Here is a 24,135-nt window from a genome sequence, read left to right as displayed (position 1 = left end):
GGCTGGGCTACCGCTGAGGGCTTGTCATGTCCTCAATTTCGATCCGGCCCTCCTCCAGGTCGATTCGGCTGCGCATCAAAAACTCCAGCGGCACGGGCTGGGCCCAGAGCATGCCGCGGATCCGAAGGCCAATGCGGTTGTGGGAATCAAGTGCCGAGCCTTCCATGACGAGTTCAACTTCGAGTGTGCGAGGCAGGATGCGGGGCTCGAACTGCAGGATGGCGTTCTTCAGAGCCTGTTCCATGCTGACACGCTGAACGGAGGACGTGAACTGGCCGGACAGCATAGGCAATCCGTAGTTGAGCACCGAGCGCGCCGCATTCGGAAAACGCTTGTCGTCGAAGGCCAGGCCATGGCCGGTGGCATTGAAGAGCCAGCTCAGGTCGCGCAGCACGGCCTGGCGCAGCGCCTGCCGGGTCAGCGTGCGCTTGTCGTCGCTCTCGCGCTGCTCGCCGGGCGCATGGTCGACCAGGCGATCGAGCAGCGAGGGCTGCAAGCGTTCCTGTGCGGTGAGTTCAGGCATCGCCGGTCGAGAACAGGATCTCGCGCACGTCCATCAGCGCATGCTCGGCGCCATCGCTGCTGCTCAGCATGCGCTGGCCGAGCCCGGCCCAGACCTCGGGCTGCAGCTCGCGCCACTCGGTCTTGCGCGCGAGCTGCAATGCGCCGTCGCCGCTCTTCTCGGTGCCTTCGTAGCGCACGGGCACCAGCGCCAGCGTCTCGCCGCCGTTCTCGAACTGCAGATGCGCCGGCAGCCACACGCAGTCGCGCAGGTCTTCGGGCGGATCGAGCTTCACGTGTGCCAGCCGGGCATAGGGAATCCAGTAGTAGCGGCCGTTCACGAAGGCCTCGAGCACCGGGCCCAGGCGCATGTCGGCGTCGGCCAGCCATTCGAAGGGCTTGCCGTCGAGCGTGCCCGGCGTGGCGGGCGCGGCGTCGAAGGCGCGCTCGCGCAGGTCTTCGGCGAGCTGCGCGTCGCCCGCACCCTGGCGCAGCAGCGATTCGATCAGGAGCGCCAGCCATTCGTCGGGCTGGCCGAAGACCATCGGCGTGCGCGTGCCGGCGAACACGTCGGCGCGCAGGCCCTCGCAGCGCACGGCCTCGCCGTAGACCTGCTTCATCGGAATGGCCATCGCATCGAGCTCGGCCGCGACGTTGAGCTGGTTGAGCGCACGCTCCCACTGGCCGAGCACGCACAGCAGCTGGGCCAGGAAGACGCGCAGCTTGCTGTCGGCGGGCTTGGCGCGCACTTCATCCGTCAGTGCCTTGAGCGCGGCCGCGGGGTCGGCGGCCTGGAGGAATTCGGCAGAGTTCGTCATGTCCGGCCTCACTTTTTGATGGTGCAAGTGCGTACGGCGCCGCGCAGGCCCGTCTCGCTCTGCGGCGCGGAGCGGATCTCGAGCCCCTGGTATTCGATCTGGATGATTTCGCGCGGCCGCGCCGACCTGGCGGCGGTCAGCATCGTGTGGTTCAGCAGGCGCGCCTGGGTCAGCTCCAGCTCCAGGTGCGGCTGGAGGTCTTTGGAGGTATCGCCGCCGGCCTTGTACACCGAGATCACCACCTTCAGGTCGTTCACCTGGTCGCGCAGCAGGCTCGAGATCGAAGCGCTCGCGGCATCGCAATCGCGAACGACGAAGACCGCAGCTGCGCGCAGCTGCCCCTTGGTGGAACCCGGCGGCGAGAACACATCCAGCTGGTAGCGGAAGCCACCGACCTCCAGGCGCGACTTGCCGTCCGCGAAGGGGCGCGTCGAATCGCCTTCGATCGCCTTGCCCTTGGATTCGAGCAGCATCCAGTAGTCGTCGCCCGCCTCTTCGGAGACCAGGTCGAGCAGGCGCAGGCCCTCGTCCGGGTCCACCGAGCCATCAGAAGTCCAGCCCATGTCGATCTCCTAGAAAAAAATCATCGCGGCAAAGACCTGCCGCTCTTTCGGTGCACCGAGTTGCCCGCGCACGCGCAGATCGGCCAGGGCCGGATCGACGCCCGCGCCGAACAGGCGCGGCGCGCTGTGCGGCGCGGCCGGCGTCGCCAGCACGAAGAGGCGCGCACCCGGGCCCGCCAGCCAGGGCAGTTCGAAATGCTTGGCCGCCGGCAGCTCGCGCGTGCCGCGTTCGAAACGGTTGCTCGCGCCGGAGGCATCGGGGTACACCGGTCGCAGGCCGCCTTCCGGGTCGATGCCGACGATCACCATGTCGAGCGAAGTCCCGCCGGTATTGCGCACGCGCAGCACGCGTCGCTCGCCCGCGAGCAGCGGGCCCGGCGTGGCGCTGCGGGCGAGGGGCTCGCTGCGCAGCATGCGGTCGGCACGCCAGGTTTCCAGCGCGGCCTCGAAGCCGTCGAGTCGCGCGCCGCCGGCCAGCCGGTTCAGCTCGCCGAGCCACTTGAGACGCGCGAAGCCCTGCAGCCGCTCGCGCAAGGCTGCGGGGTCGGCCGCGACCTGGCCCGTGCCGGTTCCGAGCGCGGGCGAGAGCAGCTCCAGCCGATGGCCGGCGGGGCCGAGATCGGTCCAGCGCAGATCGGCTTCGCTCCCGTCCTCGCCCGCGCGCGCCAGGCGAATGGAGGCGGGGTAGTCGAAGCTCAGTCCCGCGGGCAAGGGCTTGTCGGCGCGCACGCGCAACGCGAAGGCGGCCGGCTCGGCCAGCGGCGTCACGCTCCACAGCGCGCTGCCCGGCACATCGCGCAGCGCGGCCGGCACCGGCAGCTGCGCGCCGGCCGGATCGAGTTGCGCCAGCACAGCGGCCGCGCTGCGCCGGGTGCCGTCTTCCAGGCTCGCGAGCACGCGCATCTCCTGCCGCGGCACCAGCCCGTCGAGCTGGCCGGCCTGGATCGCGAGGCTCGCGCCGCTGCGCTGCGCACGCCACACCGGACGCGTGCCGAGCGGCTGAGGGCCGTTGGCGAACAGCGGCGCATCGAGATTGCCCTCGGCCACGGGCGATGGCAGCTCGCGTTGCGGAAAGCGCGCTTCGAGTTCGGAGATCACCGGCGGGTAGAGCGCAAGCACGCCGTCGAAGAGCTCGCGCCAGGTCGCGGGCCGGCGCTGCAGCGCCTCGGCCACGGCCCAGGTCAGCAGGCCCTGCGGCTGCGCGTCGCGGCCCTTGCGCGGCAGCCGCAGCTCGGGCGTGACCTGGTGGCTTTCGGATGCGAAGAAGGCCACGTAGCGGGCTCGAGGCACGGCCGGGGCCGCGGGTGCCGTCGGTGCGGCGGCGGAGGCGCCGGCCGCGCCTTGCGCGAGCAGGTCGGCGCGGATGCCGCGAAAGCGCACCTCGTCGTCCGGCGGACCCACAACAACCTCGGCGCTCGCGGGCGCGCGGCCGCGCGTCATCGAGGCGGCCGAGCAGGTGTCGAACACCGACCAGACGAACACGTTGCGCGCCAGGAAAGCCTGCACCCAGCCGTCGAAATCGACGTCGCGCAGGCCGCCCGGCAAGGCGCCGCTGCCGCCCACCGCGCCGCGCACGTCGCGCGCGAGAAAGTTCTCGGCCAAGCCGTCCGGCTCCTGGTAGCGCTTGCTCGCATCGCGCCAACGCGTGCCGTGGCCCGAGAAATAGAGCAGCACGAAGTCGCCGCTTTGCGACTGCTCCAGCAGCCGCCCCAGCGCCTCGTGGATGCGCTGCGCCTCGGGCAGCGCGGCGCCGCTCACGCCGTCGGCCACGACCGTGATGTCGGTGGCCGCGAAGCCCTGCTTCAGCAGGGCCTCGCGCATCAGCATCACGTCGTTGCGCGGCGCCTGCAGCCACAGCGACGCAGGCTGGTTGACCAGTTCCGACACGCCCACCAGCAAGGCGCGCTGCGCCGCACCCGCGCAGGTGGCTGCGGCCAGCATGGCCAACAGCAGCACGGTGCGCAGGCGGCGCCTCGTCACGGCGGCCCCACCGATTCGACCAGCGGCGAACCCGCCAGCATGGCGCGGCCCTGCGCCGCATCGGCCAGGAAGCGCAGGCGCCAGCGGCCCTCGGCATCCGGTCCGCCCACCAGCTCGGCGCCGGCCGAGCGCAGCAGCGCGTTCGCATCGTCCATGCCGACGCCGGCCTTCCAGCGCAGGCTCAGCTCGGCCGGCGCGGCGGAAGTGACGGGGCCCTGCACCGAACGGAACCGGACCTCATCGTCTCCGGCGCCGGGCCGCATCAGGGTCGCGTTCTGCACCACGACCACCAGTGCCAGCAGCGCCAGCGCGGGCCGCACCACCCGGTCGGCGCCGAACCAGGCCTTCACACGCGACCACCAGCCCTCCCCGGCCGGCGCCGCGACGGACAGGCTGCCCGGCTTCGGCGTGGCCTGCAGCGGCGTGGCGAGCCGGGCGGCGGCTTCGAGATAGAGGCTCTGGTAGTCGGCACGCGGATCGGCCACGCCCAGCGGCGTGCCCGAGAGCACGGAGAACACGCCGCCGGCCGTGCGCAGCGCGATGCGGCCGGGCTCGGGCTCGATGGCCAGCGGCTGCTGCACGGCCCATTCGTCGTGCACCGCACGGATCGCGGCCAGCCGCGTGGCCGACACCTCGCCGAGCACGCGGGCGCAGAGCTGCGGCGTCTGTTCGAGCGTGAGCACGTTCCAGGTCTGGATCAGACCGAACATCGGCTCGAAGGGTTCGTCGCCGGGCTCGAGCAGCACGTCGTAGGCGCTGGCCCAGTCGGCTTCGCTGGCGGCCATCCAGCCGCGCCACAGCGTGCCGTGCAGGCACTTGTCGAGCAGCACGCCGAGCAGCCGGCCTTCGTGCAGCACGCTCACAAGGCGGCCCGGCGCCCAGCGGGCCGGAAAGGCGCGCTGGGCCACGGCCTCGCGGCGGCGGGCGAGCTCGGTCAAGGGCAGCAGAAGGGTCTCGTCGAATCGGCGGGCCGGGATCGCGGCGGACTCGGCCAGCGTTGCCGCGCCTTCGCCCGCAGGGGCGAGATCGCCGCCGCGTCCCAGGGTGCCGCGGATGAGGCTGAGCGGGGGCCAGAGATCGATGGGCATGGTGCGTGTTCCTGAAAGTCTTATGTCTTCAGGCATAAGACGCTTCAGCGCCCAGGATTTTGAAAACCTGCAGGATCGCGCCCATGTTGCCGGCCTCGATCGCGATGCCCAGGGTCTGCGTGATCCACTGGCCCAGCGTGGTGCGCGCATAGTCGGCCGGCAGGCCTTCGCGCTTGTGCACGAGGCCGAGCCGGCCGGCGCGGTAGTGGTAGGAGGCGATGGCGTGGCGCGAGGCCACGCCCGACAGCCCGCCCGCCGCCTCGCGGCCGAAGCCTTCGCACAAAAGGATGCGCTCGGGCTCGGGCAGACCCGCGATGAAGGCGCGCGCCGCGGCATGCACCGAGGGCGCGTTGAGGCCGTGCTCGGCCAGTTCGTCCTGCGCGTTGTCGGCCGCGCCAACCTGCACCTCGAGCTGGCTCTCGGTGATCTGGTCGCCGATCGAGAGCTTGCGGCGGAAGGCGCTCGCGCGCGTGCAGTCGATCAGGTAGCGCCGGAAGTAGGCACACAGCGCGAAGGCGCTCGACGGCGCGCTGTGGCTCGCGGCCTCGCCGCGCGCGGCATCGTCCGCTTCGTCCGGATCGGCATCGAGCCGCAGCACCTTGACATAGATGAACTGCGCCACCAGTTCCTGACGACCCTCGCCGAGCACGCGCAGCTCGGGCGGGTTGCAGCTGCGCAGCGCGCCGCCGACGATGCGGTACATCTCGCCCATCTCGTCGGGGGACAGCGTCTGCCTGCGCCGCCAGAGGCGGATGAGTTCGACGCTTTGCTCCGAAGACAGGGTCTCTTGCATGGTGTGTTTCGCGACTACGGTGTCTTTGCCCGTTGGGCTGTCCGCCCGGTATTCGGCGGCTGCGTGCGCTTCGAAGGCCCGGCGCCCTCACCCCCGCCCTCTCCCGGAGGGAGAGGGAGTAAGACCTGCGCGTGAAGCGTTCCTTGTTCCCTCTCCCTCCGGGAGAGGGCTAGGGTGAGGGGTCGGCCGGCACAGGGCATACCGCCCGCCGACGCGCCCATCAGCCTTGCGGCGTTCCTAGTCATCGACGCACGCGCCTTCTTCAGGCACAAGGCATTGCGGCAAGTCAGCACCGACCGCCGCGCCACGCGTGCGAATGGTCGAGGTCGCGGCCGCCGCCACCGCGAGGCCGCGCGGCAGCAGGATCCACAGCTGGCCGCGCTCCTTCATGCGCCGGGCCTGGGTCGCGGCCTGCTGGCCGTTGCCGAAGAAATAGTCGGCCCGCACCGCGCCGCGGATCGCGCCGCCGGTGTCCTGCGCGATGGTGAGGCGCTGCATCGGCGTGCCGGTGCCGGGCGCACGCGTGGAGACGAAGACCGGATAGCCCAGCGGCGTGCTGCGCGGATCGACTGCGATCGAGCGGCCGGCCGACAGCGGCACGCCGAAGGCACCGACCGGCCCGCCGCCGCTGCCCGGCGACTCCTTGAAGAACACATAGCTCGGGTCCTTGATGCCGGTGCCGATCACCGGCCCGGCCACGCGCCGCCCCGGCACCATGACCGCGCCGCTGTTGACGGGACGCGCGAGCGTGAAGCCGCGGGTGCGGATCACCGAGGTGTCGTTGCTGTCCTCGTCGTCATCGCCGTCGTCGAGTTCGAGCTCGATCGCGCCGCCGCGCACCTTGACGGGACTGCGCGTCTTGCCCGAGGAGGACTGCGCCAGCGTCGGCCGGAAGGGCTGGCCGTTCTGTTCGGCATAGGCGACGCGGATCACGTCGCCGTTGGGCAGCCGGATTCGGCCCGAGCCCTGGATCTGCATCTCGTAGAGCGCGGTGGCGCTGCTCACGAAGGCCAGCACGCGCGCGTTGGGCGCGCCCTTGGTCTCGATCTCTTCGCGCGTGTAGTAGGGCAGCAGGCGCCTGCCCTCGATGCGCAGGCGTACCTTGCGGTCCAGCGTGTCGCGCGTGATGGCCGAGAGGTCGAGCGCATAGAGGCCCGGCGCGCCCATGTCGCGCGTGCTGAGGCCGCTCTGCACCACCACGTTGCGGCCTTCGACGCGCGCCGCCACCGTGCCGCTGCCGGCCGGCAGCTTGCGCGCATCGGCGAACAGCATGTCTTCGGGCTGGCCGTACACCGGATAGATGAAGGGCGGCGCGTACTGCCGGCTGCCGGTGATCTCGGGCTCGAAGTAACCGGTGACCACGCCGTCGGGCCGGCGGTCGTCGTCGCGGATCTGGTAGGCCGAGAACTCGCGCTCGAAGAAGCCGCGGATGGCCGGATTGCTCTTGTCGTCGACGGCGCGCGCGCGATCGCAGACCTGCCGCCATTCGGTGCCGCGGCCGGTCAGCACCTTGCAGCTGCCGAGGAAGGCAGGCCAGCTTTCGGCGAAATCGTCGCGGCCCCAGCCCGGCACGGCGTCGAAGCCCACCGAGGTGTAGGTGGCAAGCTGGGTCGAGAAGGTGCGCGACTGGCCGGCCACGCTGGCGCCGGCGCTGGTCGAAGCCGGGCGCGAGGCGGAGGGCGCGGGCGTGACCTGCGCAGCCGCGGCTGCCGCGGGCGCGGCGGCGGGGGCACTGGCCGTGGCCGGTGTGGAGCTTGTGGAGCTGACCCCCGGCATCGTGCCGCAGGCCGCCAGCGCGGCCATCGCGATGGCGGCGGCACCCCAGCGGGCGGGTGAAGCGAAGGGCAGTGAGGAAGGCTTGTTCATGAAGAACTCCTGGTCTGGGGGGCGGGGCCTGACGGGCCGCTGCCCCACAGACGATTACTTCTCGGTGATTTTGAAAAACGCGCTGCCATAGACGTCGTTGCACGGTGTGTTGGGCGCGCACACCGGCTTGCCCGCGAGCGGCGGCGGCCCGCTGCCGCGCGCGGCCTCGAGCGCTGCCAGCACGGGCAGCGGGAACTGTGGGAACACGCCGTCGTTCTGGATGCCCGAGGCGCTGAAGTCGCGCTCGTGCTCGCTGACCAGCACCGCGAACTGGTTGATGCCGGCCGGCCCGCCCGCGTCCATCGGCCACGAAGCGCGCGGCAGCGACAACGCAGCACCGGCGCCGATCTTGTTGTACTTGTCGAGCAGGTTCGGGAACAGCAGGAACAGCTCGCCGCCGCTGGACAGCAGGTAGACGTAGACGAAGCCTTCGCGCTTGCTGCGCACCTCGAAGCCCAGCCTGTCCTTGCCGATCGCGACCTCGGCCTTGCGTGGGTTCGCCGTCACCTCGAAGCCCGGCGCGGCGCCTTCGGCCAGCGACTGCAATGACTCGCCCGGCGTGCGCACCTTGGGTGGTGGCGGGGGCGGTGGAGGTGGAGGCGCCGGCGTCTGCGCGACGTCGGTGGACGGCGGCGGCGCTGCGCCGGCCGGCGTCGTGTCGGCCGGCTTGCCCTGGAACCACCACCATCCGCCCGCGGCGGCAATGACGGCCACGGAGGCCACGGCGGCGATGGCCGCGCCCTTGCCCTTGGGAGCCGGCGCGGGCGCGGGTGCCGCAGGACTCGCGCTGCCGGTACGTCCACCCGGTGCCGCCGCGGGTGCCGGCGCCGGCGCACGGATCACCGTCCGGTCGCCATCCAGACCCAGCGCCGCACGCAGCGCTTCCATCGACTGCGGCCTCGATTCGGGCCGCACGCCCAGGCCGGCATCGATGGCCGCGAGCAGCCCGGGGCTGTAGCGCTGCAGCAGCGCCTCGTTGCCTGCCAGCGGCACATAGCTGTCGGCCAGGAGGCGCGCGACCGAGGGCGGCGGCGCGCGGCCGCAGACGGCCACGTGCATCACGGCCGCGAGCGCATAGACATCGGTCCACGCGCCCTGCGACATGTCGGGCATCTCGGCGTACTGCTCGATCGGCGCGTAGCCGGGCTTGAGGATGACCGTGATCGCCTGCGTCTTGTCGGTGATCACGCGCCGCGCGGCGCCGAAGTCCAGCACCACGGGACGGCCCGAGCCTTCGAGCAGGATGATGTTGTCGGGCGCGATGTCGCGGTGGTAGCAGTGGGCGTGGTGCATCACCGCGAGCGCCTGCGTCACGCCGTCCATGATGCGCATCAGCCAGGCTTCGTCGACGCCTCCCGTCATGGCAGCCAGCGCCTGGCGCAGCGTGTCGCCGCGGTAGAAGGGCATCACCATGTAGGTGGTGCCGCGCTCCTGCCAGAAGCGGTAGACCTTGAGCAGCGAGGGATGGTCGAACTGGGCCAGGAGGCGCGCCTCGTTGATGAAGCTGCGCATGCCGAGCTCGAAGGTCTCGCGGTGCCGTTCGGACAAGGGCGCGACCGTGCCGTCGAGCTGGCGCGTCGAGAGCGAGGTCGGCAGGTATTCCTTGATCGCGACCACGCGTTCGAGCGTCGGGTCCCAGGCCTCGTAGACGACGCCGAAGCCGCCCTGCCCGACGATGCGCGTGACCTCGAATTCGGCGAGCCGGCTGCCCACCGGAAGCAACCCAGCCTCGGCGTTGCTCGGCGCTTTCTCGGCGCGCGTGATGCCGGCCACGGTGGGCATCTCGCTCGCCGGCAGCGCGGTGCCGCCGGAGATGACGGTCGCGCCCTCGTCCGGCGTGGGCGCAGCAGGCCGGCCGGTGACGACCTGCGTGCGGTCGTCGCCTTCTTGCGGCGGTGTGCCTGGCGGCCGGTCGTCGTCGGGGCTCATTGGCTAAGCTCCGTGCTACGCACTGCGGTATTCGCCTTGGGAGCGGCCCGGCGGCTCATGCTGCCTCCCCTTCCTGCGCAGCGGCATCGGGTCCGAAGCCGAACAGCGCATCGAACTGGTCATCCTGCGGCAGGCCCTGGCTGGTCATGCCCGGGCCTCGTTCGGCCACCGGATCGGTGAACCACAGCGAGTGGCGCGTCACCGGCAGCGCCAGCGACGGCCCGTCGCCCTCGCCCGCCTCGACCGAAAAGCCCGCAAACAATTCCTGCAGGCGCGCATCGAAGCGCTGCGCATCGAGATCGTGCTCCAGCCCTTCGAGCGCGGCCTGCGCGGCCAGCGTCCACCAGTGCTGCGTGCGCGCCAGCACAGCGCCATGCAGCTCGGGGCGCGAGGACACCAGCTCGGCTGCGATTGTGAAGGGAAAGTAGCGCCCCACGCCGTCGACCGAGGGCATCATCACGCCGAGCCAGCCGCCGGCGCCGATCACGCCCTCGCCGAGCACGAAGCACCAGAGCGGCGCCTGGAGATAGCGCTCGGTCCAGTCTTCGCGCCGCGCGCGCAGCCGCGTGAGCCCATGCTGCAGCCAGCGGTCCCAGGCGTTGCGGAAGGGCTCGGGCAGACGGCGGCTCGCAAAGTCGCCCATGCCGGGCAGCTTGCCGAACCAGCCCGGCGCCATGTTCGAAGCGGCATCCTGTTGCGAATTCACAAGCCCTCCGGACACGCGAACTCCCGCAGCTCGCGCAAGCGGATCGGATGCTGCACGCTGTTGGTCGTCACCTCGAAGCGCGTTTTGCGGGCACCGATCTGGAAGGTGATGAAGAATTTCTCGGGCGCGTCGCCGGCTTCGAGCTGGCCGTCGTCGAGCACGCGGAACAGGGCCCACGGCCCGTCGACCGCCATGCCCGAGCTGCCGCTGGTCGACGGCGGGCTGACCTGCACGCGCACCTGGTTGCTGCCCTTGGGGCCGGGCCATTGCACCGCCATCGGCACCACCGGGCCGTGCGCGTATTTCACGAGCTGGCCGTCGACATCGAGGATGAACTGCGTGATGCCGGCATCCATCTCGACCGGCTTGAAGTCCAGCCGCATGGCGGGCGTGCGGCCGGCGGCGCGGAAGAAGATGTCCTTGATGCGCGCCGCGCGCTCGAACTGCGCGATCGCCTGCGCCGTGATCGCGCCCTGCTCCGCCACCGGCTTGTAGCGCCAGGGCCGCGTGCTGGTGTCGACCAGCGCAGCCAGCCGCTTCTGGAAGAAGTCGTCCATCAGGCCGCCGGGACCGAACATCTGGCCGAAGTCCTCGGGCAGCACGTCGCGCTTGCTGCTGGTGACGAAGGGATAGCGCCCGGCGATCGCGCGGGTGCAGAACTCGGTCACCGGACGCAGGTCCTGGCTCAGGCTGCCGCGCTCGGCCACGCGCGCCTGCGTGGCGCCGGCCTGGCTCAGGTTCTCGACCATGGTGCGCACTGGTTCCGGCAGGCGCCCGGCATCGGACTTGAGCTTGCCGGCCACGTCGCCGGGCGGCGGCGAGCTGCGGCTCTTGACCGCGGTGTCGACTGCGTTGAGGTAGACGTAGACCTCGTTGAAGAGCTTGAGCGCATCGTCGATCGGCGCCGGCCCGTTCGGCGTGGGCGAGGTGACGAGGCGGCGCAGCGGCTCGAAGCGGTCGTCGACGATGCTCTCGATGCGCCTGGGCGCGGCCGCCGGCTTGCTGGGGTCGCCGCCGAACAGGTCTTCCAGTCCCTTGCGCGTGTTGCGCACGGTCTCGGTGGCCTTGCTCACCACGTCCCTGCTGGTCTCGGCCGGCGTCAGCGTGGTCTCCTTGACCACCGCGCGCAGGAAGCTGGCGAGCGGCGAGCCGGTGCCCGAGAGGATGCGCGCGGTCTCGATGTTCTTCTCCAGGCCGGTGGCGCGCACCAGGCGCACGTCGGACAGGAGCGCCTCCCACACCTTGACGTACTCCTCGAGGTAGAGCCTGCGCACGCGGTCGGTCAGCGCGCCGAGCGCGGCGGCGTCACGCAGGCGGTCGGCCGTGCCGCGCTCCTGGCCGAGCACCCACGGGTCCTCGTTGGCGAGCAGGCCGGTGAGCACCGTGACCTCGTTCTGGAAGCGCTTGTGGTAGCCGTCGTGGGTGAACATGCCCGGCACGCCGTCGGCGAGCGGCTTGCCGCTGATGCGCTCGAACACCAGCGGGCCCGCGGGGCCGGCGGCGGTCGCGACGCTGAAGGGCGGGATGTCCTTGCCGAGGCGCTGGCGCTTCAAGCGGCTGAACACGCGCTGCTCCAGCGGATAGCTCGCGAGCACCGCGCGCACGTTGCGCACCAGGTTCTCGTCCATCTTGAGCGGCGAGCGCGGCGGGCCCTGGGCGATCAGCACGTCCAGCTGGTCCTCGAGCAGCTTGCGCTGTTCTTCGGGAATGCCGCGGTCGAGGCTGCGCGCCCAGTCGAGCGTGATCCAGGCCTTGAGCGCATCGGCATCGAAGCGCTCGGGCTGGTGCAGCATCAGGTAGGTCTTGAGCGCCTCGTAGCTGAACTCGAGGTTGTCCTTCTGCGCGGTGCGCAGCTGGTCCTCGATGCGCTTGGCGAGCTGCGGCAGGAAGGCCTCGTTGAGCGCGCGCTGGTGCGCCAGCATCGCGGCGGCATCGAGCTTGTCGCCCTGGTAGAGGCCGAGCGTCATCGACAGCGGCTCCTCGCCTTCGCGGTTCTCGGGCGCCTTCCAGATGTTGCGCAGCGCCTGCAGCACCGGCGCGACCTCGACCAGGTTCGACACGCGCGAAGGCAGCGCCGCCAGCGTCTGCCGCGCCGGCTCGACGCGCGCCTCGACGGCCTTCAGGTAATTCATGTTCTGCCAGGTGCTGTAGCCCCAGCCCGCGAGCAGGGCGACGGTGATCAGCGTCATCGCGGCCACGCCGGCCAGACGCAGCGTGTTTCGGCGTCGTTCGAGCTTGACGTCGGCGCCCGCGAGGCGCTGCTCGGGAAACACCACGTCGCGCAGCAGCGAGGTGAGGAAGTAGCTGCGCCCGCTGCTCTTCTGCGGCGGCAGCATGGCGCGCTCGAGCCCGAAGCTGCGCGCGAGGCTGCCCATCACACGGTCGATCGGGCTGCCTTCCTGCGTGCCGCTGGTGAAGTAGACGCCGCGCACCCACGGCGGCTGCGCGAAGCGCGAGCCGGTGAAGACCTGCTCGAGCAGGTCGGACAACAGCGGCCCGATGGAGCCGAACTGCGCCGGAAAACCGAAGATCGCGGCGCGCCGCGTGCCGTCGGTCTCGCGCTGCATGCGCTGGATCAAGGCGTCGTTGACGCGATCGTGCAGCAAGCCGAACTCGCGCTGGAAGGCGGTGGCGAGCCCCTTCTCGTCGACCTGCGCGCCCTCCTCGGCCGGCAGCGTGAATCCGAAGACCTGCGCGCGCTGTTCCTTGCCCAGATCGGCGAAGTATTCGCTGAAGCCGTAGAGCAGGTCGCTCTTGGTCACGAACACGTAGACGGGCAGGCGCGTCGTGAGCTTGGCGTCGAGCTCCAGCAGCCGCGCGCGGATCGAGGCCGCGAGCGTGCTGCGCGCCTCGGTGCCCTGGCTCAGCAGGTCGGCCACGCTGACGGTGAGGAACACGCCGTTGAGCGGGCGCCGCGGCCGCACCTTCTTGAGCAGGCCGAGGAAGCCTTCCCATGCGCTCTTGTCTTCCGTCTGGTGACTGTCTTGCGTGGTGTAGCGGCCGGCGGTGTCAATCAGCACCGCGTCGTCGGTGAACCACCAGTCGCAGTTGCGCGTGCCGCCGACGCCGCGGATGGCGCCGGGGCCGAACTTGTCGGCCAGAGGGAACGAGAGGCCGGAGTTGATCAGCGCCGTGGTCTTGCCGGCGCCGGGCGCGCCGATGAACACGTACCACGGCAGGTCGTAGAGGTAGCTGCCGCCCGAGAGCGAGAGCCAGTCACGCCAGCCAGGCTTCTTGCCGGCCGCGTGCAGGCGCATCTGCTTCAAGGTGGCCACGGCCTCGGTGAAGCGCGTGTTGAGCACCTTCTGCTCGCCGTTGTCGGCGGCCGCCGCGGGCTGCGCGGTGGGCGCCTTCATGAGGCCGTCGGTCAGATGCTGGCTGGCCTTGCGGGTGCGCCAGCGGCGGTAGACGGCGCGCAGCACCACCAGCAGCACGATGATGCCGATCAACACCGCGCGCGCGAGCTCGCTTTCGAGCGGGGCCAGCGCGCCGATCTTGATCAGCGGGCCGATCCACCAGATCAGCAGTGCGACGACGACGAGGGCCAGCGCGGTCAACAGGAGGGGATGGAAGAGCCATCCGAAAAGCTTTTTCATCGCTTCGCTCCCGCGAGTTCGGCGGCCACCTGGTCCGGCGGGCTCAGGAGCACGATGTCGACGCGACGGTTGCGCGCGCGGTTGGCCGGCGTGTCGTTGGCCGCGACCGGCTCCGCATCGGCCTTGCCGTCGGAGCGCATGCGGGCCGGCTCGATGAAGCTGGAGAGCGCGCCCTTCACCGCATCGGCGCGCGCGGCCGAGAGATGCCAGTTGGACGGATAGCGCATCGAGCGGATCGGCTGGTTGTCCGAATGGCCGGTGATCAGCACCTCGCCCTTGACCTCGGCCAGCGCTTCGCCGATGCGCTTCAGCACCGGCAGCGACTGCGCCATCGGGTCGGCGCTGCCGGAGCCGAAGAAGCTGTCGCCGCGCAGCCGCACGGTGCTGCGGTCGGCCTCGTCGGTGACGGTGACCAGGCCCTGCTTGATCTCGGGCTCGAGGAACTTCGCGAGCCGCGGCGACTTGGCCAGGATGGCGGGCGGCGCGATCTGCAGGTTGGGCACGCGCAGGCTGGAGACCGCCGCGTAGGTGGTGTCAGAGCGGTGGTTGAGCGTGAGCCGCAGGCCGAACCATGCGAGCGCCAGCAAGAGCGCGAAGCCGGCCGCGAACACCCACATCGGCAGCGACTCGCGCAGCCGCGCCGAGCCCGTGCCCTGCCCGCGCCAGTGCGGCGAGAGCTCGGCTTCGACCGGCGGGCGGTCTTTCGCGATCAGGTCGGCCAGGCGCTGGCGCACGGTGTCGAGCTGCGCGCGGCCGTTGTCGATCACGCGGTAGCGGCCCTCGAAGCCGAGCGCGAGCACGCTGTAGATCAACTCGAGCAGTTGCCGATGCGTGGGCACGTCCTGCGCGAGCTTGGCCAGGAGCTGGAAGATCTTTTCGCCGCCCCAGGTCTCGTTGTGGAACTGCACCAGGAGGCTCTGCTTGTTCCAGCCGCCCTGCACGCCCCAGGGCGTGTTGGCCACCGCCTCGTCGAGAGCGGTGCACAGGATGTAGCGCGCGGCCAGCACCGTTTCGTTGGAGATGCCGGCGCGGCGCGCGGCGGCGTCGAACTGGTTCACCGCATCCGCGGTCGATGCCCGTAGCGACTGCACGTTGGGCGCTTGCGCCAGATTGCGCAGCTTGCCTATCAGCACCAGCAGCTTCGCCGCGGCCGACACCAGCGGATTGAGCAAGCCCAGCTCGCCCACTTCGGCCGGCAGCGGATCGGCGCCACCGCCCATCGACGTGGGCGGCACGGCCGGCGTGTTGCCCCCGGGCGCGCGCGGCTTGGGCTTGATGACCGTGCGCTCCGACTCGAAGGCGGCGAAGGGGTCCGGGGTTGTCATGGTGGTGCTCCGGCAGGGGCGCGGGCGAGACGATTACGAGCGAATGGCCCAGAACGCGAGGTCGAGGCCGGGGAAGTCGCCTGCGATATGCATTGCGACGCCGCCCGACTGTTCGAGCTGGCGCCAGAGATCGCTGTTGCGCGTGTCGAGTTCGAAGTAGTTGGCGCCCGAATGAAAGGGGATCTGCCGCGGCGCCACCGGCAGCGGCATCAGCGTGACCCCCGGCAGCGCGAGGTTGACCAGGTCGCGGATGCGCTCCACCGGCGCGATTTTCACCTGCGTGGGGAAGCGCGCGCGCAGCGCCTCGCTCGGCATCTGCGCGTTGACCGCGAGCACGAAGGTGGCGTTGCGCTGCAGCTCGACATCGGGAATCACGGCCACGCGCACGCCGTGCTTACGGTCGTGCAGCTCGATGCGGATGGCCGATTGCTCCAGCACCATCGACAGGCTGCGCCGCAGGTCGTCCATCACCGGCTTGAAGCTCATCGCCAGGTCGTCGTGGATGTAGGGGCCGAAGCGCGCGACGCGGCGCGAATCGCGAAAGCTCGCCAGGTCGCCGGCCAGCGCCAGCGCGTGTTCGTAGAAACGCTGCGGGTGCAGCATGGCGCTCTTGGCCAGGTGCGCGAACACGGCCTCGTTGCGATTGACCGTCTGCAGCAACATGAAGTCCGCGATCTCGGCCACGCCGCCGGTGCCGCCCTGGCTCATGCGCCCGGCCAGCGCCTCGCCGCGCTGGCGCAACAGGCCCAGCAGCTCGTCGAGCCACGCGCGGATGACGGCATGACCCGCCACGTCGAGCAGCGGCGGCAGCAGCACGCGATCGAGCTGCACCTGGTTGTCGACGCGCCGCTCGACCACACGCGAGACATTGAGCGTGGTCCAGGCATCGGTCGCGTCGCCGGCGCGCATCAGGCGGGTGTGCAGCTGGCCTAGTTGCAACATCGCGGTGCGTTCGCCGGCGGTGTTGGAATCGGGCACGTCGGACTCCAGCACGCGATGGCGCACCAGGTCGTCGTACGCCTCGGCATCGGCCTCGCGCGCGCCCGCGCGGCGCAGCGGCAGGGCCAGCACGACGGCCTCGTCGCGCATCGTGCTCGAGATGTCGATGGGTTCGGGCAGCGGATCGACCGCCGGCATGTCGAACACGGTGCCGTCGCCGAACACGCCGACTGCGCGCACCAGCGCCAGCTTGCCCAGCGAGAGCGCAGCCTGGTCGATCTCGAGCTCGGCAAAACCCCAGGCATATGGCGTGGTGCTTCGCAACAGAAGATGCCGCGCATGATCGGCATGGCGCTCGCTTTGCTGCAGGTGCTGAGGCTGCAGCAGCATCCCCTCGCTCCAAACCACTTTAGTTCGCCAACTCATCCGCGCTCCGTCGACGGCGGGGGCTCCCGCCTGGGTGGAAACATCTAGTTTCCGGCGCGCCGGAGGCGAGGCAAATCTGGCTAATGGCCTAGGCGCAGCGACCGGGATAGTGCTAAGGGGCTAGGCGCAATGAAGCACGAGCCCCTGCAGAAATACGAATTGCCATGGCGATAGCGCGGGCGGATATTCGTTGGCATGTCCGCCCCACGTGCCGCCGACGATCCAGCCGACATGGGCGCGGTCGTGTGCCGGCTGCTCGGGATGCTGGTGCTGGTGCTGGGGTTTGTCCTATTTGCACTGACTGCACTGACGGCGGCCGCCCCTGCGCAGGCCCAGCCGGCCGACAAGCGCATCGCGCTGGTGATCGGCAATGCGCGCTATCCGAAGGTGCCGCTGGACAACCCGGAGAACGACGCGCGGCTGATCGCGAACAACCTGCGCAAGCTGGGCTTCGATGTCAACGAGCAGCTCAATGTCAACGTGCTGCAGTTCAGGCGCGCGCTGCGCGAGTTCGCGCGCCGGGTGCAGGAGGACGATGCCATCGCGGTGCTGTACTACGCCGGCCACGGGGTGCAGATCGACGGCCGCAACTACCTGCTGCCGGTCGACATCAACCTGCGCGACCAGGAGGAGGTCAAGGACGAGTCGGTCGACATCGAGGAGCTGTTCCTGAGTCGCATCGAGAAGGCACGCTCGCACCCGCGCATCGTGATCCTCGACGCATGCCGGGACAATCCTTTCGCCGGCAAGACGCGCAACATCCGCTCCGCCGGCGGGCTGGCGGAGATGGGTGCGCGCGGCACCTTGATCGCGTTCGCCTCGGCGCCCGGCGCACCGGCCGAAGACGGCCCGAGCGGCCGCAACAGCGTCTACACCAAGCACCTGGCCGTGGAGATGATGGTCCCCGGCCTCGAGGTCGAGCAGATGTTCAAGAACGTGCGCGTCAAGGTGCTGCGCGACACCCGTGAGCGCCAGCTGCCCTGGGTCAACACCTCGCTGACCTCGAACTTCAGCTTCAACCCGCAACGCAACCCGCCGCCGGCCCAAGAGCAGCCGGGCCGCGAGGCGGCGCGGCAGCCTCAGGTTCGCGAGCCCGCGGGTCGGCGCTTCGAGCCGAACGAACTCGAGAAGCAGCTCGAGCGCGCGCAACGCGAACTCGACGCTGGGCGCGCAACGGCGCCGCCATCCATCCCGCCACCGGCGCCGCCGCCACAGCCGGCCGCAAAGCCGGCCGCACAGCCGCCAGCACTTCCGGCCCCACAGGTGGCCGCGCTATCGCCCCCCGCGAGCAGCACCACGCCCGCCTCGGCAGCGCGCAAGTTCCTGGACCGCGCCGAGGTGGAGCAGCTCCTCGTCGGCAAGACGCACACCCTCAAGGACAGCACAGCGGGCTACCTGATGCGCTGGGACATGCGAAGCGGCGGCCTTATTTATTACAACAGCCAGAGCATCGGCAACGCGAGCAGCAACGGCTCGGGCCGCTGGGAGCTGAAGAGCGACGGGAGCCTCTGCGCCAGGTTCAACCCCGTGCCGCCGAGCCGGCTGACCGACGCGCGCAGGCCCGACGACGGCTGCTGGTATTTCTTCCGCGACGGCGAGAAGCTCATGCGCGCCGGCGCGGCGGCGCCCGAGGCGCAGCCGCAGGCGGAGATCGTGAAGATCCAGTAAGCCCGGCGCCTCACTCGGCGCGAATGTCGTTGGCCTTGACCACCTCGCCCAGCAGCTTGTAGTAGTCGCGCGTCAGCGCCCCCAGCTGCTCGGGCGTGCCGCCGCCGGCTTCGTCGCCGCGGTCGGCAACGGTCTTCTGCACGCCCGGGTCCTTGAGGGCGCTGTTCATCGCCGCGTTGACCTTCTTCACGATGTCGGCATTCAGGCCGGCCGGGCCGTACAGGCCGATGAAGGAGATGACCTGGAAGTCCTTGATGCCTCGCTCCGCGGCCGTGGGCACGTCCGGGAAGGCCGGCACGCGCTTGGGGCCGGTCGCCATCAGTGCCTTGAGCTGGCCGGACTTGAGGAAGGGCGCGACCACGGACGAGGCATCGAACATGCAGGGGACGCGCCCCGCGATCAGGTCGGTCATTGCCGGGCTGCTGCCCTTGTACGGCACATGGCTCATCTTTGGCTTGCCGATGCGCTCGCGGAACAGCTCCATCGCCGTCTGCACTAGGCTGCCGGGCCCGCCGGACGCGTAATCGACGGTCTTGCCCTCCTTGTCCTGCGCCTTGACCCAGGCGATGAATTCCTCGAGGTTCTTGACCGGCAGGCTGGCCGGCACCACCAGCATCAGCGACGAGGTCAGCGTGAGGCCGATGGGCGTGAGCTTGAGCGGATCCGCCACCGGCGTGTTGCGGTAGGTGTGCGGGTTGAGCACCATGTTGCTGCCGTTGCCCACCAGCAGCCTGTAGCCGTCGGGCGCTGCCTTCGAGATGAAGTCGGTGGCAATGTTGCCGTTGACGCCGGGCTTGTTGTCGATCACCACGCTCTGGCCCAGGCTGCTCTGCATGCCGGCGATGAGGATGCGCCCCGCGAAATCCGTCTGCCCGCCAGGCGGATAACCCACCACCAGCGTGACCGGCTTGGCGGGCCAGGCGCCCTGGGCGGCGGCGAATCCGGGCAGCATGCTCGCGCCGAGGCCACCCAGCCCGAGCTGCAACGCGGTGCGCCGCGAAAGAGAGACGTTCGACTCGATCGGCATCATGGTCTTCTCCAGACGTTGGCAAATTCGACCCGGCCCATCTTAGGAGCGTGCCGGGTGCCTCACAAGCCTCACCGGGCCGCGCCGGCGCCGGTCGAAAAGTTGAAGCTCCTGGCGAAGGACACGCCGTCGTTGGTGCCGGCGATCCTCACCGCGTAGGCCGTGTTCGGCATCAAGGAGGCGTCGGGAATGATCAGCGCCTTGTTGGCAGCCAGCACGCCGTTCGGATCGTTGTCACTGGTCATGGCCGGCCGGAGCACCACGGGCACGTTCCCCGACAGCGTCTGCATCGATGCCGAGGAGATCGCGAGCGTCTGTCCGGTTCGCACGGCCACCAGCAGGCCGTGGCCAAGCGGGCTGGCCCGCAGGTCGCGGCCCGGCACCGGATTGGGGGTCTCGTTGGTGATCTCGAAAAAGACGCCGCTGGTCCCTTCGCAGGGATAGGTGAGCACCTGGTCGCTGGCAGGCTCCTGGCGGCCGGCGGCCGGCGTGAAGCCCAGGTTGAACTGCTGCACGGTGCGCGGGCCGAAGATGGCAGTGGTGCCGAGTTCATCGCTGCCGCGCAGCGCGATCCCGATGTCGCGAAAGCCGCCCAGCATGCCGACCTGGTGGTACGGCAGCGCGAGCAGCGCCCGCACGCCGAAGACGCCCGTGCCCGCGATCGAGCCGGAGTAGTACAGGCTGGAGATTTCGTCGCCTACGCCGCCGGCCGAATAGCCCGCGGCCGAGACCCTGTCCACCGGGTTCACGCCCGTGAAGCCGGACGTGCCCGGCGTCTCCTGGTGGGTCAACTGGTTGTTCACGATCTGCCAGTCCGCGTGCGCTTTGGCAGCGGCATCGAGCTGGGCGTTCTGCGCGAGAAGGCCGAATCCGCAGCGCTCGCGCTCCGCGTTCAGCAGTGCAAAGGCCTGGTGGCCCTCCGAAGAAGCGCCGTAGGTGTCGGGGGGGACGGAAGTCACCAGCGTCGAGGGCAGCGCTCCGTCGGCCGGTGCGCTCGGCGGGGTCTGGGTCGACGCTGTAGAGCCCGGCGGCAGCACCGCCACGCCCCCACCTCCGCCGCCGCCCCCGCCGCAGGCTGCGATCAACGCACAGAAGATGGCTGCGAGCGCATGGCGCCAGCCGTAAGCGGATATGGAAAAGGAAAGCGAATGCGTCATGGCGCCATGACGTCACGAAATCGCGAACCTTCCTGTCAGAGCGCGGCCATCGTTGACGTAGGTAGGCGGAACTCGGAGCGATGCCGACGCTAGGCAAGTCCCGGGCAGACGCGAAAGGCATGGCCGACTAAGCTGAGACCGACGGCGCATCCGTAGCCACTCAACCAAGGAGCAGACATGCCTCGCTATCTGGTCGAACGCACCTTTCCCGAAGGCCTGGAGATTCCGGTGACCGATGTCGGCGCGCGAGCCTGCGGCATGGTGATCGCCAACAACGCCAAGAGAGGCGTGACCTGGGTCCACTCCTACGTGAGCAAGGACCATCGCAAGTCCTTCTGCGTCTACGACAGCCCGAACCCGGAGGCGATCCGCGAGACGGCGGGCGACAACAGCCTGCCGGTGGACACCATCACGGAAGTCACCGTGCTCGACCCCTACTTCTATCGGGCCTAGGCGCGCACTCTCTTGATTCAAACCTCCCGCGCGGCAGACAGGAGCTTGGCGCCGAGCAGCGCCATGATGCCGCCGGCGGCGCGGTCGATCCAGGTCTTGTAGCGCAGGTAGGCCGAGCGCGGCGCGGCCGATGACAGCGCCAAGGCCACGATGGCGTACCAGCCGGTCTCGATGCAGAAGATGACGACGGGCAGCGCGAGCGCCAGCGACAGGGGCACGTCGCGCGGCAGGAAGGCCGCGAAGATGCTGGCGTAGACCACGGCCGTCTTCGGGTTGCTGATCTGCGTGGCCAGGCCCAGCAACAGCGCGCGCCGGCCGTGCTGCCGGTTGCCGCTTGGCGCCTGCGCCTCGGCGACGTCCAGCGGCTGCTTGGCGCCGCGCCAGATGCGGATGCCGAGATACACCAGGTAGAGCCCGCCGAGCAGCTTGATCGCGAGGTAGAGCGCCGGCACCGCCAGAAAGGCCGCCTGCAACCCGACCAGGGCGGCGACCGCGAAGGCGATGCCGCCGAGCCCCATGCCCAGTGCCGCGGCCAGCCCGTCGCTGCGCGACGCAACGGCCGTGCGCGCGACCATGACGAAGCTCGGGCCGGGGCTCATGGCGCCGACGATCATGGCGCCGGCGATGCCGAGCAGCGGGAGGGTGATGCCCATGGTTGTGCTTTCGCTCCAAAAGCGCGATGGTAGGTGCTTGTCTTCAGGCTCGCGGATCACAGGAGAAAGCCATGCTTCAGAAGTCACCGATGTACGCGTACATCCCGGCGCAAGACGTTGCCCGTGCGAGGCAGTTCTACGAACAGAAGCTCGGCTTCAAGCCCACGGCGGAAGTGGACGGCGGTGTCGTCTACGACTGCGCGGGCGGCACCAGCTGCTTCCTGTACCCCACGCCCAACGCCGGCACCTCCCAGGCCAGCCAGGCCTTCTGGCAGGTCGAGGACATCGAAAGCGAAGTGGCCGAACTGAAGACGCGCGGCGTCGTGTTCGAGGACTACGACATGCCGGGGAAGGACGAGAACGGCATCGTGAACCAGGGCGGGGCGAAGGCTGCGTGGTTCACGGATACGGAGGGGAACATCATGGCGGTGATACAGGGCGTTTGAGGGTCGCCGATCACCTCGCCGTTCATGGCGCGGAAGACACCCGCGCAGGCGCCGGCTCGAACTGCTCGCGAATGTTCTGCGCGATCCTCGATGCCAGTGCATCAAGCGCATCGTCATAGCTCCCCGCCACTTCCTGCGGCTTGCCGACCATCTCGTCGAAACTCGCCCAGCGATGACGGGCGTCTGCTGGAACGCTCCAGGATGCGGTGCCTCTCGAATCGGCGCCGTAGTAGATGGTCTCCCCATAGAGCGTGTCTGCATCCTGCGGACGAATCAGATAGGCGCTCAAATTGACGCGCGGCACGTAGTCCATCGAAAACCGAGACGAATAAATGCCGACTTCGTTGAAGTAGATGTGCAGCACCGGGTCGGTGACCGGCAGGCGCGTGTAGTCGATGCTGTCAGGTGAGGATGCCGGCCGGCGGATACCCTCGATCACTTCTGCTTCGTAGCCCTGCGTACGCAGTTGCCTGATCAGCGCAGCCGTCATCCTCGGCCCCATGTCCTTGCGCATGGCCTCCATGCGATCGTTGAAGTTCGAGCTCTTGATGCGGTCGGCGATCGACTGCCACAGAACGCCGATCGGGATGCCCTTGTTCTCGGTGTGCAGCTTGGCGATGGGCGTCACCGGGATCACCAGGATGCGCCTCACCGTTGGCGGCTGGACGGGCTCGTCGGGCGTGACGGGGGATCGGGCGCAGCCTGCAAGCAGGCAGAGCGCGAGGACGGGTGTGACGAAAGAGAAAAATCGCATGGTGGCTTTGATCAAGGCAGGCTGGTGAGGTCTTCGACCCCCGTGATTTTTTGAGAGTAGTAGGAGAACGCCGTCTTGCTGGATTCCATCCGCACGACATAGCCATAGTCCTGCAGGTAGTAGGCCGTTTGAACCTGTTTGTACTTGTCGTCAACGACACGGCATTCGAGTTGCTTCGCTTGCCCTGCGAGCGCCGGATGCAGTGCTGTCGCAGCCGTCTCTGAGATGACCTTGCATTGGGTGGTGGACTTGTTGTCTGAATCTCCACCGCCAGCGGCGGTATAGAAGTACTTGGTCGTCACGCTGTAGGTGATCTGCGAGCCGACCGCCATCCGGCTCCAGTCGCCGCTGAACGTGCGCGGCGCTCTGGTGTTGAAGAGCAGGCCATCCGTGATTCGGTTTCGATCGTCGACGTCGTAGCCGCTAACCTAAGTTGGAGGTAAGACCCCTCGGCACATGAGAGCCCAAAGCGCTCGTGCTTCTGACCAAAGGGTGCCTGGTACGGTGGATCGAATTCGACTCGGAGATAGTCGAACGCACCCCAGAAGGTGAACTCGCCATCCTCGCTCTGGATGCCTTTCAGGTCGATCAAGGTGACGATGCCGTCACTGCTTCGGCGCACTTCGCGCCAATCGGGCGCCGTTCGGCATGCGCTCTGGACTGCGGGGATGGCCTTGAGCTGACGTGCAGTCTCTTCCTTTAACTCGCGGCGCTCCGCGTACTGCTTGCTGCCGCCTGGGTAACGTCGTTCACCCAATGATGCGAACAGCAGCCATGCCTGGGTCGCGTCGCAAGACACTGCAAAGTTGCTGGAGAGCCGCCCTTGCTGCGTCGAGAAGGCGGCTTCATTGCCCGCCCGCAGGATGCTGTGACGTTCGAGCCTGTTGCCATCGACCAAAGGTTCGCTGCTGAAGCCTGCGGACTCAGGACTCCGGGATGCGCAAGCTGCAAGCGCGAGCGCGATTGCAGCGCAAAAGACGGCGCGGAATGGCTTCATGTACTTGCGCCGTGCAACGGCGCCTCCCTCTGTTTGTGCGTATCGCGGCGCTGGCCGCGCGAATCGGTTGACTGAACCACTGGTCTTTCACTACGTGATTCCTGCCCCAGCGCCCCTTCTTCAAGCCGCGCATTCTGGTGCGCGCGCCTGCTGTTTGCGGACGCGCCCGAAGAATCTCCGGATTTTCGTGATTGAATGCGCGGCCGTGCGAGGGGTGCCGCTGGCTGTCTTAAGTCATTCGTGCTAACGCAATGACTTGCCGGCACGATCGAGTTGCTGGTACTCCGGCGGTGCGACCTTCTGCTTGGAGTAGTCGACCGTGGCCGAGACGTACTCGCCGAAGCAGATGGGCGGGATGCACAGGCTGACGTTGACGCCGCCGCTGCTTTGCTGGCTCGCGTAGTTGGTGATGTCCTGCAGGCTCTCGATGTTCAGGTTGCCGCCGATGTC

The 24,135-nt window shown here is 69.2% G+C and carries 22 protein-coding genes; 3 read left to right on the top strand and 19 right to left on the bottom strand.

Annotated elements, in window-relative coordinates:
• Positions 1–7 precede the first annotated feature (7 nt).
• The 12 genes from tssE to tssK all read right to left on the bottom strand — a co-directional run bounded on the left by tssE (position 8) and on the right by tssK (position 16,530).
• Entirely contained in the window at positions 8–523 is a 516-nt protein-coding gene (gene tssE / locus BLS74_RS29190) for a type VI secretion system baseplate subunit TssE (protein ID WP_093110766.1), read from the bottom strand.
• Entirely contained in the window at positions 516–1,319 is an 804-nt protein-coding gene (locus BLS74_RS29185) for a type VI secretion system accessory protein TagJ (protein WP_093110764.1), read from the bottom strand. The genes tssE and BLS74_RS29185 overlap by 8 nt, the downstream gene beginning before the upstream one ends.
• An 8-nt stretch (positions 1,320–1,327) precedes the next feature.
• Entirely contained in the window at positions 1,328–1,882 is a 555-nt protein-coding gene (locus BLS74_RS29180) for a type VI secretion system tube protein Hcp (protein ID WP_093110762.1), read from the bottom strand.
• Between the two features lie 9 nt (positions 1,883–1,891).
• Positions 1,892–3,862: a caspase family protein gene (locus BLS74_RS29175; RefSeq protein ID WP_244504072.1), complete on the bottom strand. Its 1,971-nt coding sequence runs from the start codon at positions 3,860–3,862 to the stop codon at positions 1,892–1,894.
• Complete coding sequence (locus BLS74_RS29170; protein WP_093110760.1) at positions 3,859–4,950, bottom strand: hypothetical protein; 1,092 nt, start codon at positions 4,948–4,950, stop codon at positions 3,859–3,861. The genes BLS74_RS29175 and BLS74_RS29170 overlap by 4 nt, the downstream gene beginning before the upstream one ends.
• A 28-nt stretch (positions 4,951–4,978) precedes the next feature.
• Entirely contained in the window at positions 4,979–5,743 is a 765-nt protein-coding gene (locus BLS74_RS29165; protein ID WP_093110758.1) for a hypothetical protein, read from the bottom strand.
• A gap of 237 nt (positions 5,744–5,980) precedes the next feature.
• Positions 5,981–7,609: a murein transglycosylase A gene (locus BLS74_RS29160; RefSeq protein ID WP_093110756.1), complete on the bottom strand. Its 1,629-nt coding sequence runs from the start codon at positions 7,607–7,609 to the stop codon at positions 5,981–5,983.
• Between the two features lie 54 nt (positions 7,610–7,663).
• Complete coding sequence (locus BLS74_RS29155; RefSeq protein WP_093110754.1) at positions 7,664–9,538, bottom strand: serine/threonine-protein kinase; 1,875 nt, start codon at positions 9,536–9,538, stop codon at positions 7,664–7,666.
• A 55-nt stretch (positions 9,539–9,593) separates the two neighbouring features.
• On the bottom strand, positions 9,594–10,244 hold the full coding sequence (gene tagF, locus BLS74_RS29150; protein WP_244504071.1) for a type VI secretion system-associated protein TagF: 651 nt from the start codon (positions 10,242–10,244) through the stop codon (positions 9,594–9,596).
• Positions 10,241–13,840 (bottom strand): type VI secretion system membrane subunit TssM, encoded by a 3,600-nt coding sequence (tssM, locus tag BLS74_RS29145; protein WP_093110752.1) that lies wholly within the window; start codon positions 13,838–13,840, stop codon positions 10,241–10,243. Before tssM ends, tagF begins: the two co-directional genes overlap by 4 nt.
• A complete protein-coding gene (locus BLS74_RS29140; RefSeq protein WP_093110750.1) occupies positions 13,837–15,165 on the bottom strand; it encodes a DotU family type VI secretion system protein in 1,329 nt (442 codons plus the stop codon). The genes tssM and BLS74_RS29140 overlap by 4 nt, the downstream gene beginning before the upstream one ends.
• A 33-nt stretch (positions 15,166–15,198) precedes the next feature.
• Positions 15,199–16,530, bottom strand: coding sequence for a type VI secretion system baseplate subunit TssK (gene tssK / locus BLS74_RS29135; protein ID WP_093110748.1), 1,332 nt, complete (start codon positions 16,528–16,530; stop codon positions 15,199–15,201).
• A 195-nt stretch (positions 16,531–16,725) separates the two neighbouring features.
• Between tssK and BLS74_RS29130 the strand changes: the two genes are divergently transcribed.
• Complete coding sequence (locus tag BLS74_RS29130) at positions 16,726–18,198, top strand: caspase family protein (protein WP_093110746.1); 1,473 nt, start codon at positions 16,726–16,728, stop codon at positions 18,196–18,198.
• A 10-nt stretch (positions 18,199–18,208) separates the two neighbouring features.
• Here the strand turns inward: BLS74_RS29130 and BLS74_RS29125 are convergent, their stop codons facing one another.
• Positions 18,209–19,228, bottom strand: coding sequence for a Bug family tripartite tricarboxylate transporter substrate binding protein (locus tag BLS74_RS29125; RefSeq protein WP_093110744.1), 1,020 nt, complete (start codon positions 19,226–19,228; stop codon positions 18,209–18,211).
• 68 nt (positions 19,229–19,296) lie between these two features.
• On the bottom strand, positions 19,297–20,382 hold the full coding sequence (locus BLS74_RS29120; RefSeq protein WP_093110742.1) for a CAP domain-containing protein: 1,086 nt from the start codon (positions 20,380–20,382) through the stop codon (positions 19,297–19,299).
• Between the two features lie 177 nt (positions 20,383–20,559).
• On the opposite strand from BLS74_RS29120, the gene BLS74_RS29115 reads away from it, so the two are divergent.
• Positions 20,560–20,835, top strand: a complete 276-nt coding sequence (locus BLS74_RS29115; protein WP_093110740.1) for a DUF4242 domain-containing protein — start codon at positions 20,560–20,562, stop codon at positions 20,833–20,835.
• A 17-nt stretch (positions 20,836–20,852) separates the two neighbouring features.
• Here BLS74_RS29115 and BLS74_RS29110 read toward each other — a convergent pair whose 3' ends face one another.
• Positions 20,853–21,488, bottom strand: coding sequence for a LysE family translocator (locus tag BLS74_RS29110; RefSeq protein WP_093110738.1), 636 nt, complete (start codon positions 21,486–21,488; stop codon positions 20,853–20,855).
• A gap of 71 nt (positions 21,489–21,559) precedes the next feature.
• Here BLS74_RS29110 and BLS74_RS29105 point away from each other — a divergent pair, with 71 nt between their 5' ends.
• A complete protein-coding gene (locus BLS74_RS29105; RefSeq protein WP_093110736.1) occupies positions 21,560–21,934 on the top strand; it encodes a VOC family protein in 375 nt (124 codons plus the stop codon).
• Between the two features lie 22 nt (positions 21,935–21,956).
• Here BLS74_RS29105 and BLS74_RS29100 read toward each other — a convergent pair whose 3' ends face one another.
• The 4 genes from BLS74_RS29100 to BLS74_RS29085 form a co-directional block, all read right to left on the bottom strand.
• A complete protein-coding gene (locus tag BLS74_RS29100; RefSeq protein ID WP_244504070.1) occupies positions 21,957–22,688 on the bottom strand; it encodes a hypothetical protein in 732 nt (243 codons plus the stop codon).
• Between the two features lie 11 nt (positions 22,689–22,699).
• Positions 22,700–23,020 (bottom strand): hypothetical protein, encoded by a 321-nt coding sequence (locus tag BLS74_RS29095; protein ID WP_093110734.1) that lies wholly within the window; start codon positions 23,018–23,020, stop codon positions 22,700–22,702.
• Entirely contained in the window at positions 22,987–23,685 is a 699-nt protein-coding gene (locus BLS74_RS34110) for a hypothetical protein (protein ID WP_139191784.1), read from the bottom strand. The genes BLS74_RS29095 and BLS74_RS34110 overlap by 34 nt, the downstream gene beginning before the upstream one ends.
• Before the next feature lie 243 nt (positions 23,686–23,928).
• A partial coding sequence (locus BLS74_RS29085) for a hemagglutinin repeat-containing protein (RefSeq protein WP_139191783.1) occupies positions 23,929–24,135 on the bottom strand: 207 nt, incomplete at its 5' end.

This window comes from Variovorax sp. CF079, from assembly GCF_900101545.1.
Classification (GTDB): domain Bacteria; phylum Pseudomonadota; class Gammaproteobacteria; order Burkholderiales; family Burkholderiaceae_C; genus Variovorax.
Note: the sequence above shows the minus strand (reverse complement) of the source record. Positions and strands in the feature narration are given on the sequence as shown.

Coding starts and splice junctions, on each gene's coding strand:
- BLS74_RS29105 (WP_093110736.1), top strand. CDS start 21,560: ATGCTTCAGAAGTCACCGATGTACGCGTACATCCCGGCGCAAGACGTT.
- BLS74_RS29170 (WP_093110760.1), bottom strand. CDS start 4,950: ATGCCCATCGATCTCTGGCCCCCGCTCAGCCTCATCCGCGGCACCCTG.
- tssE (WP_093110766.1), bottom strand. CDS start 523: ATGCCTGAACTCACCGCACAGGAACGCTTGCAGCCCTCGCTGCTCGAT.
- BLS74_RS29165 (WP_093110758.1), bottom strand. CDS start 5,743: ATGCAAGAGACCCTGTCTTCGGAGCAAAGCGTCGAACTCATCCGCCTC.
- BLS74_RS29185 (WP_093110764.1), bottom strand. CDS start 1,319: ATGACGAACTCTGCCGAATTCCTCCAGGCCGCCGACCCCGCGGCCGCG.
- BLS74_RS29115 (WP_093110740.1), top strand. CDS start 20,560: ATGCCTCGCTATCTGGTCGAACGCACCTTTCCCGAAGGCCTGGAGATT.
- BLS74_RS29180 (WP_093110762.1), bottom strand. CDS start 1,882: ATGGGCTGGACTTCTGATGGCTCGGTGGACCCGGACGAGGGCCTGCGC.
- BLS74_RS29160 (WP_093110756.1), bottom strand. CDS start 7,609: ATGAACAAGCCTTCCTCACTGCCCTTCGCTTCACCCGCCCGCTGGGGT.
- BLS74_RS29110 (WP_093110738.1), bottom strand. CDS start 21,488: ATGGGCATCACCCTCCCGCTGCTCGGCATCGCCGGCGCCATGATCGTC.
- BLS74_RS29130 (WP_093110746.1), top strand. CDS start 16,726: ATGTCCGCCCCACGTGCCGCCGACGATCCAGCCGACATGGGCGCGGTC.
- tssM (WP_093110752.1), bottom strand. CDS start 13,840: ATGAAAAAGCTTTTCGGATGGCTCTTCCATCCCCTCCTGTTGACCGCG.
- BLS74_RS29125 (WP_093110744.1), bottom strand. CDS start 19,228: ATGATGCCGATCGAGTCGAACGTCTCTCTTTCGCGGCGCACCGCGTTG.
- BLS74_RS29120 (WP_093110742.1), bottom strand. CDS start 20,382: ATGACGCATTCGCTTTCCTTTTCCATATCCGCTTACGGCTGGCGCCAT.
- BLS74_RS29100 (WP_244504070.1), bottom strand. CDS start 22,688: ATGCGATTTTTCTCTTTCGTCACACCCGTCCTCGCGCTCTGCCTGCTT.
- BLS74_RS29155 (WP_093110754.1), bottom strand. CDS start 9,538: ATGAGCCCCGACGACGACCGGCCGCCAGGCACACCGCCGCAAGAAGGC.
- BLS74_RS29095 (WP_093110734.1), bottom strand. CDS start 23,020: ATGGCGGTCGGCTCGCAGATCACCTACAGCGTGACGACCAAGTACTTC.
- tssK (WP_093110748.1), bottom strand. CDS start 16,530: ATGAGTTGGCGAACTAAAGTGGTTTGGAGCGAGGGGATGCTGCTGCAG.
- BLS74_RS29140 (WP_093110750.1), bottom strand. CDS start 15,165: ATGACAACCCCGGACCCCTTCGCCGCCTTCGAGTCGGAGCGCACGGTC.
- BLS74_RS34110 (WP_139191784.1), bottom strand. CDS start 23,685: ATGAAGCCATTCCGCGCCGTCTTTTGCGCTGCAATCGCGCTCGCGCTT.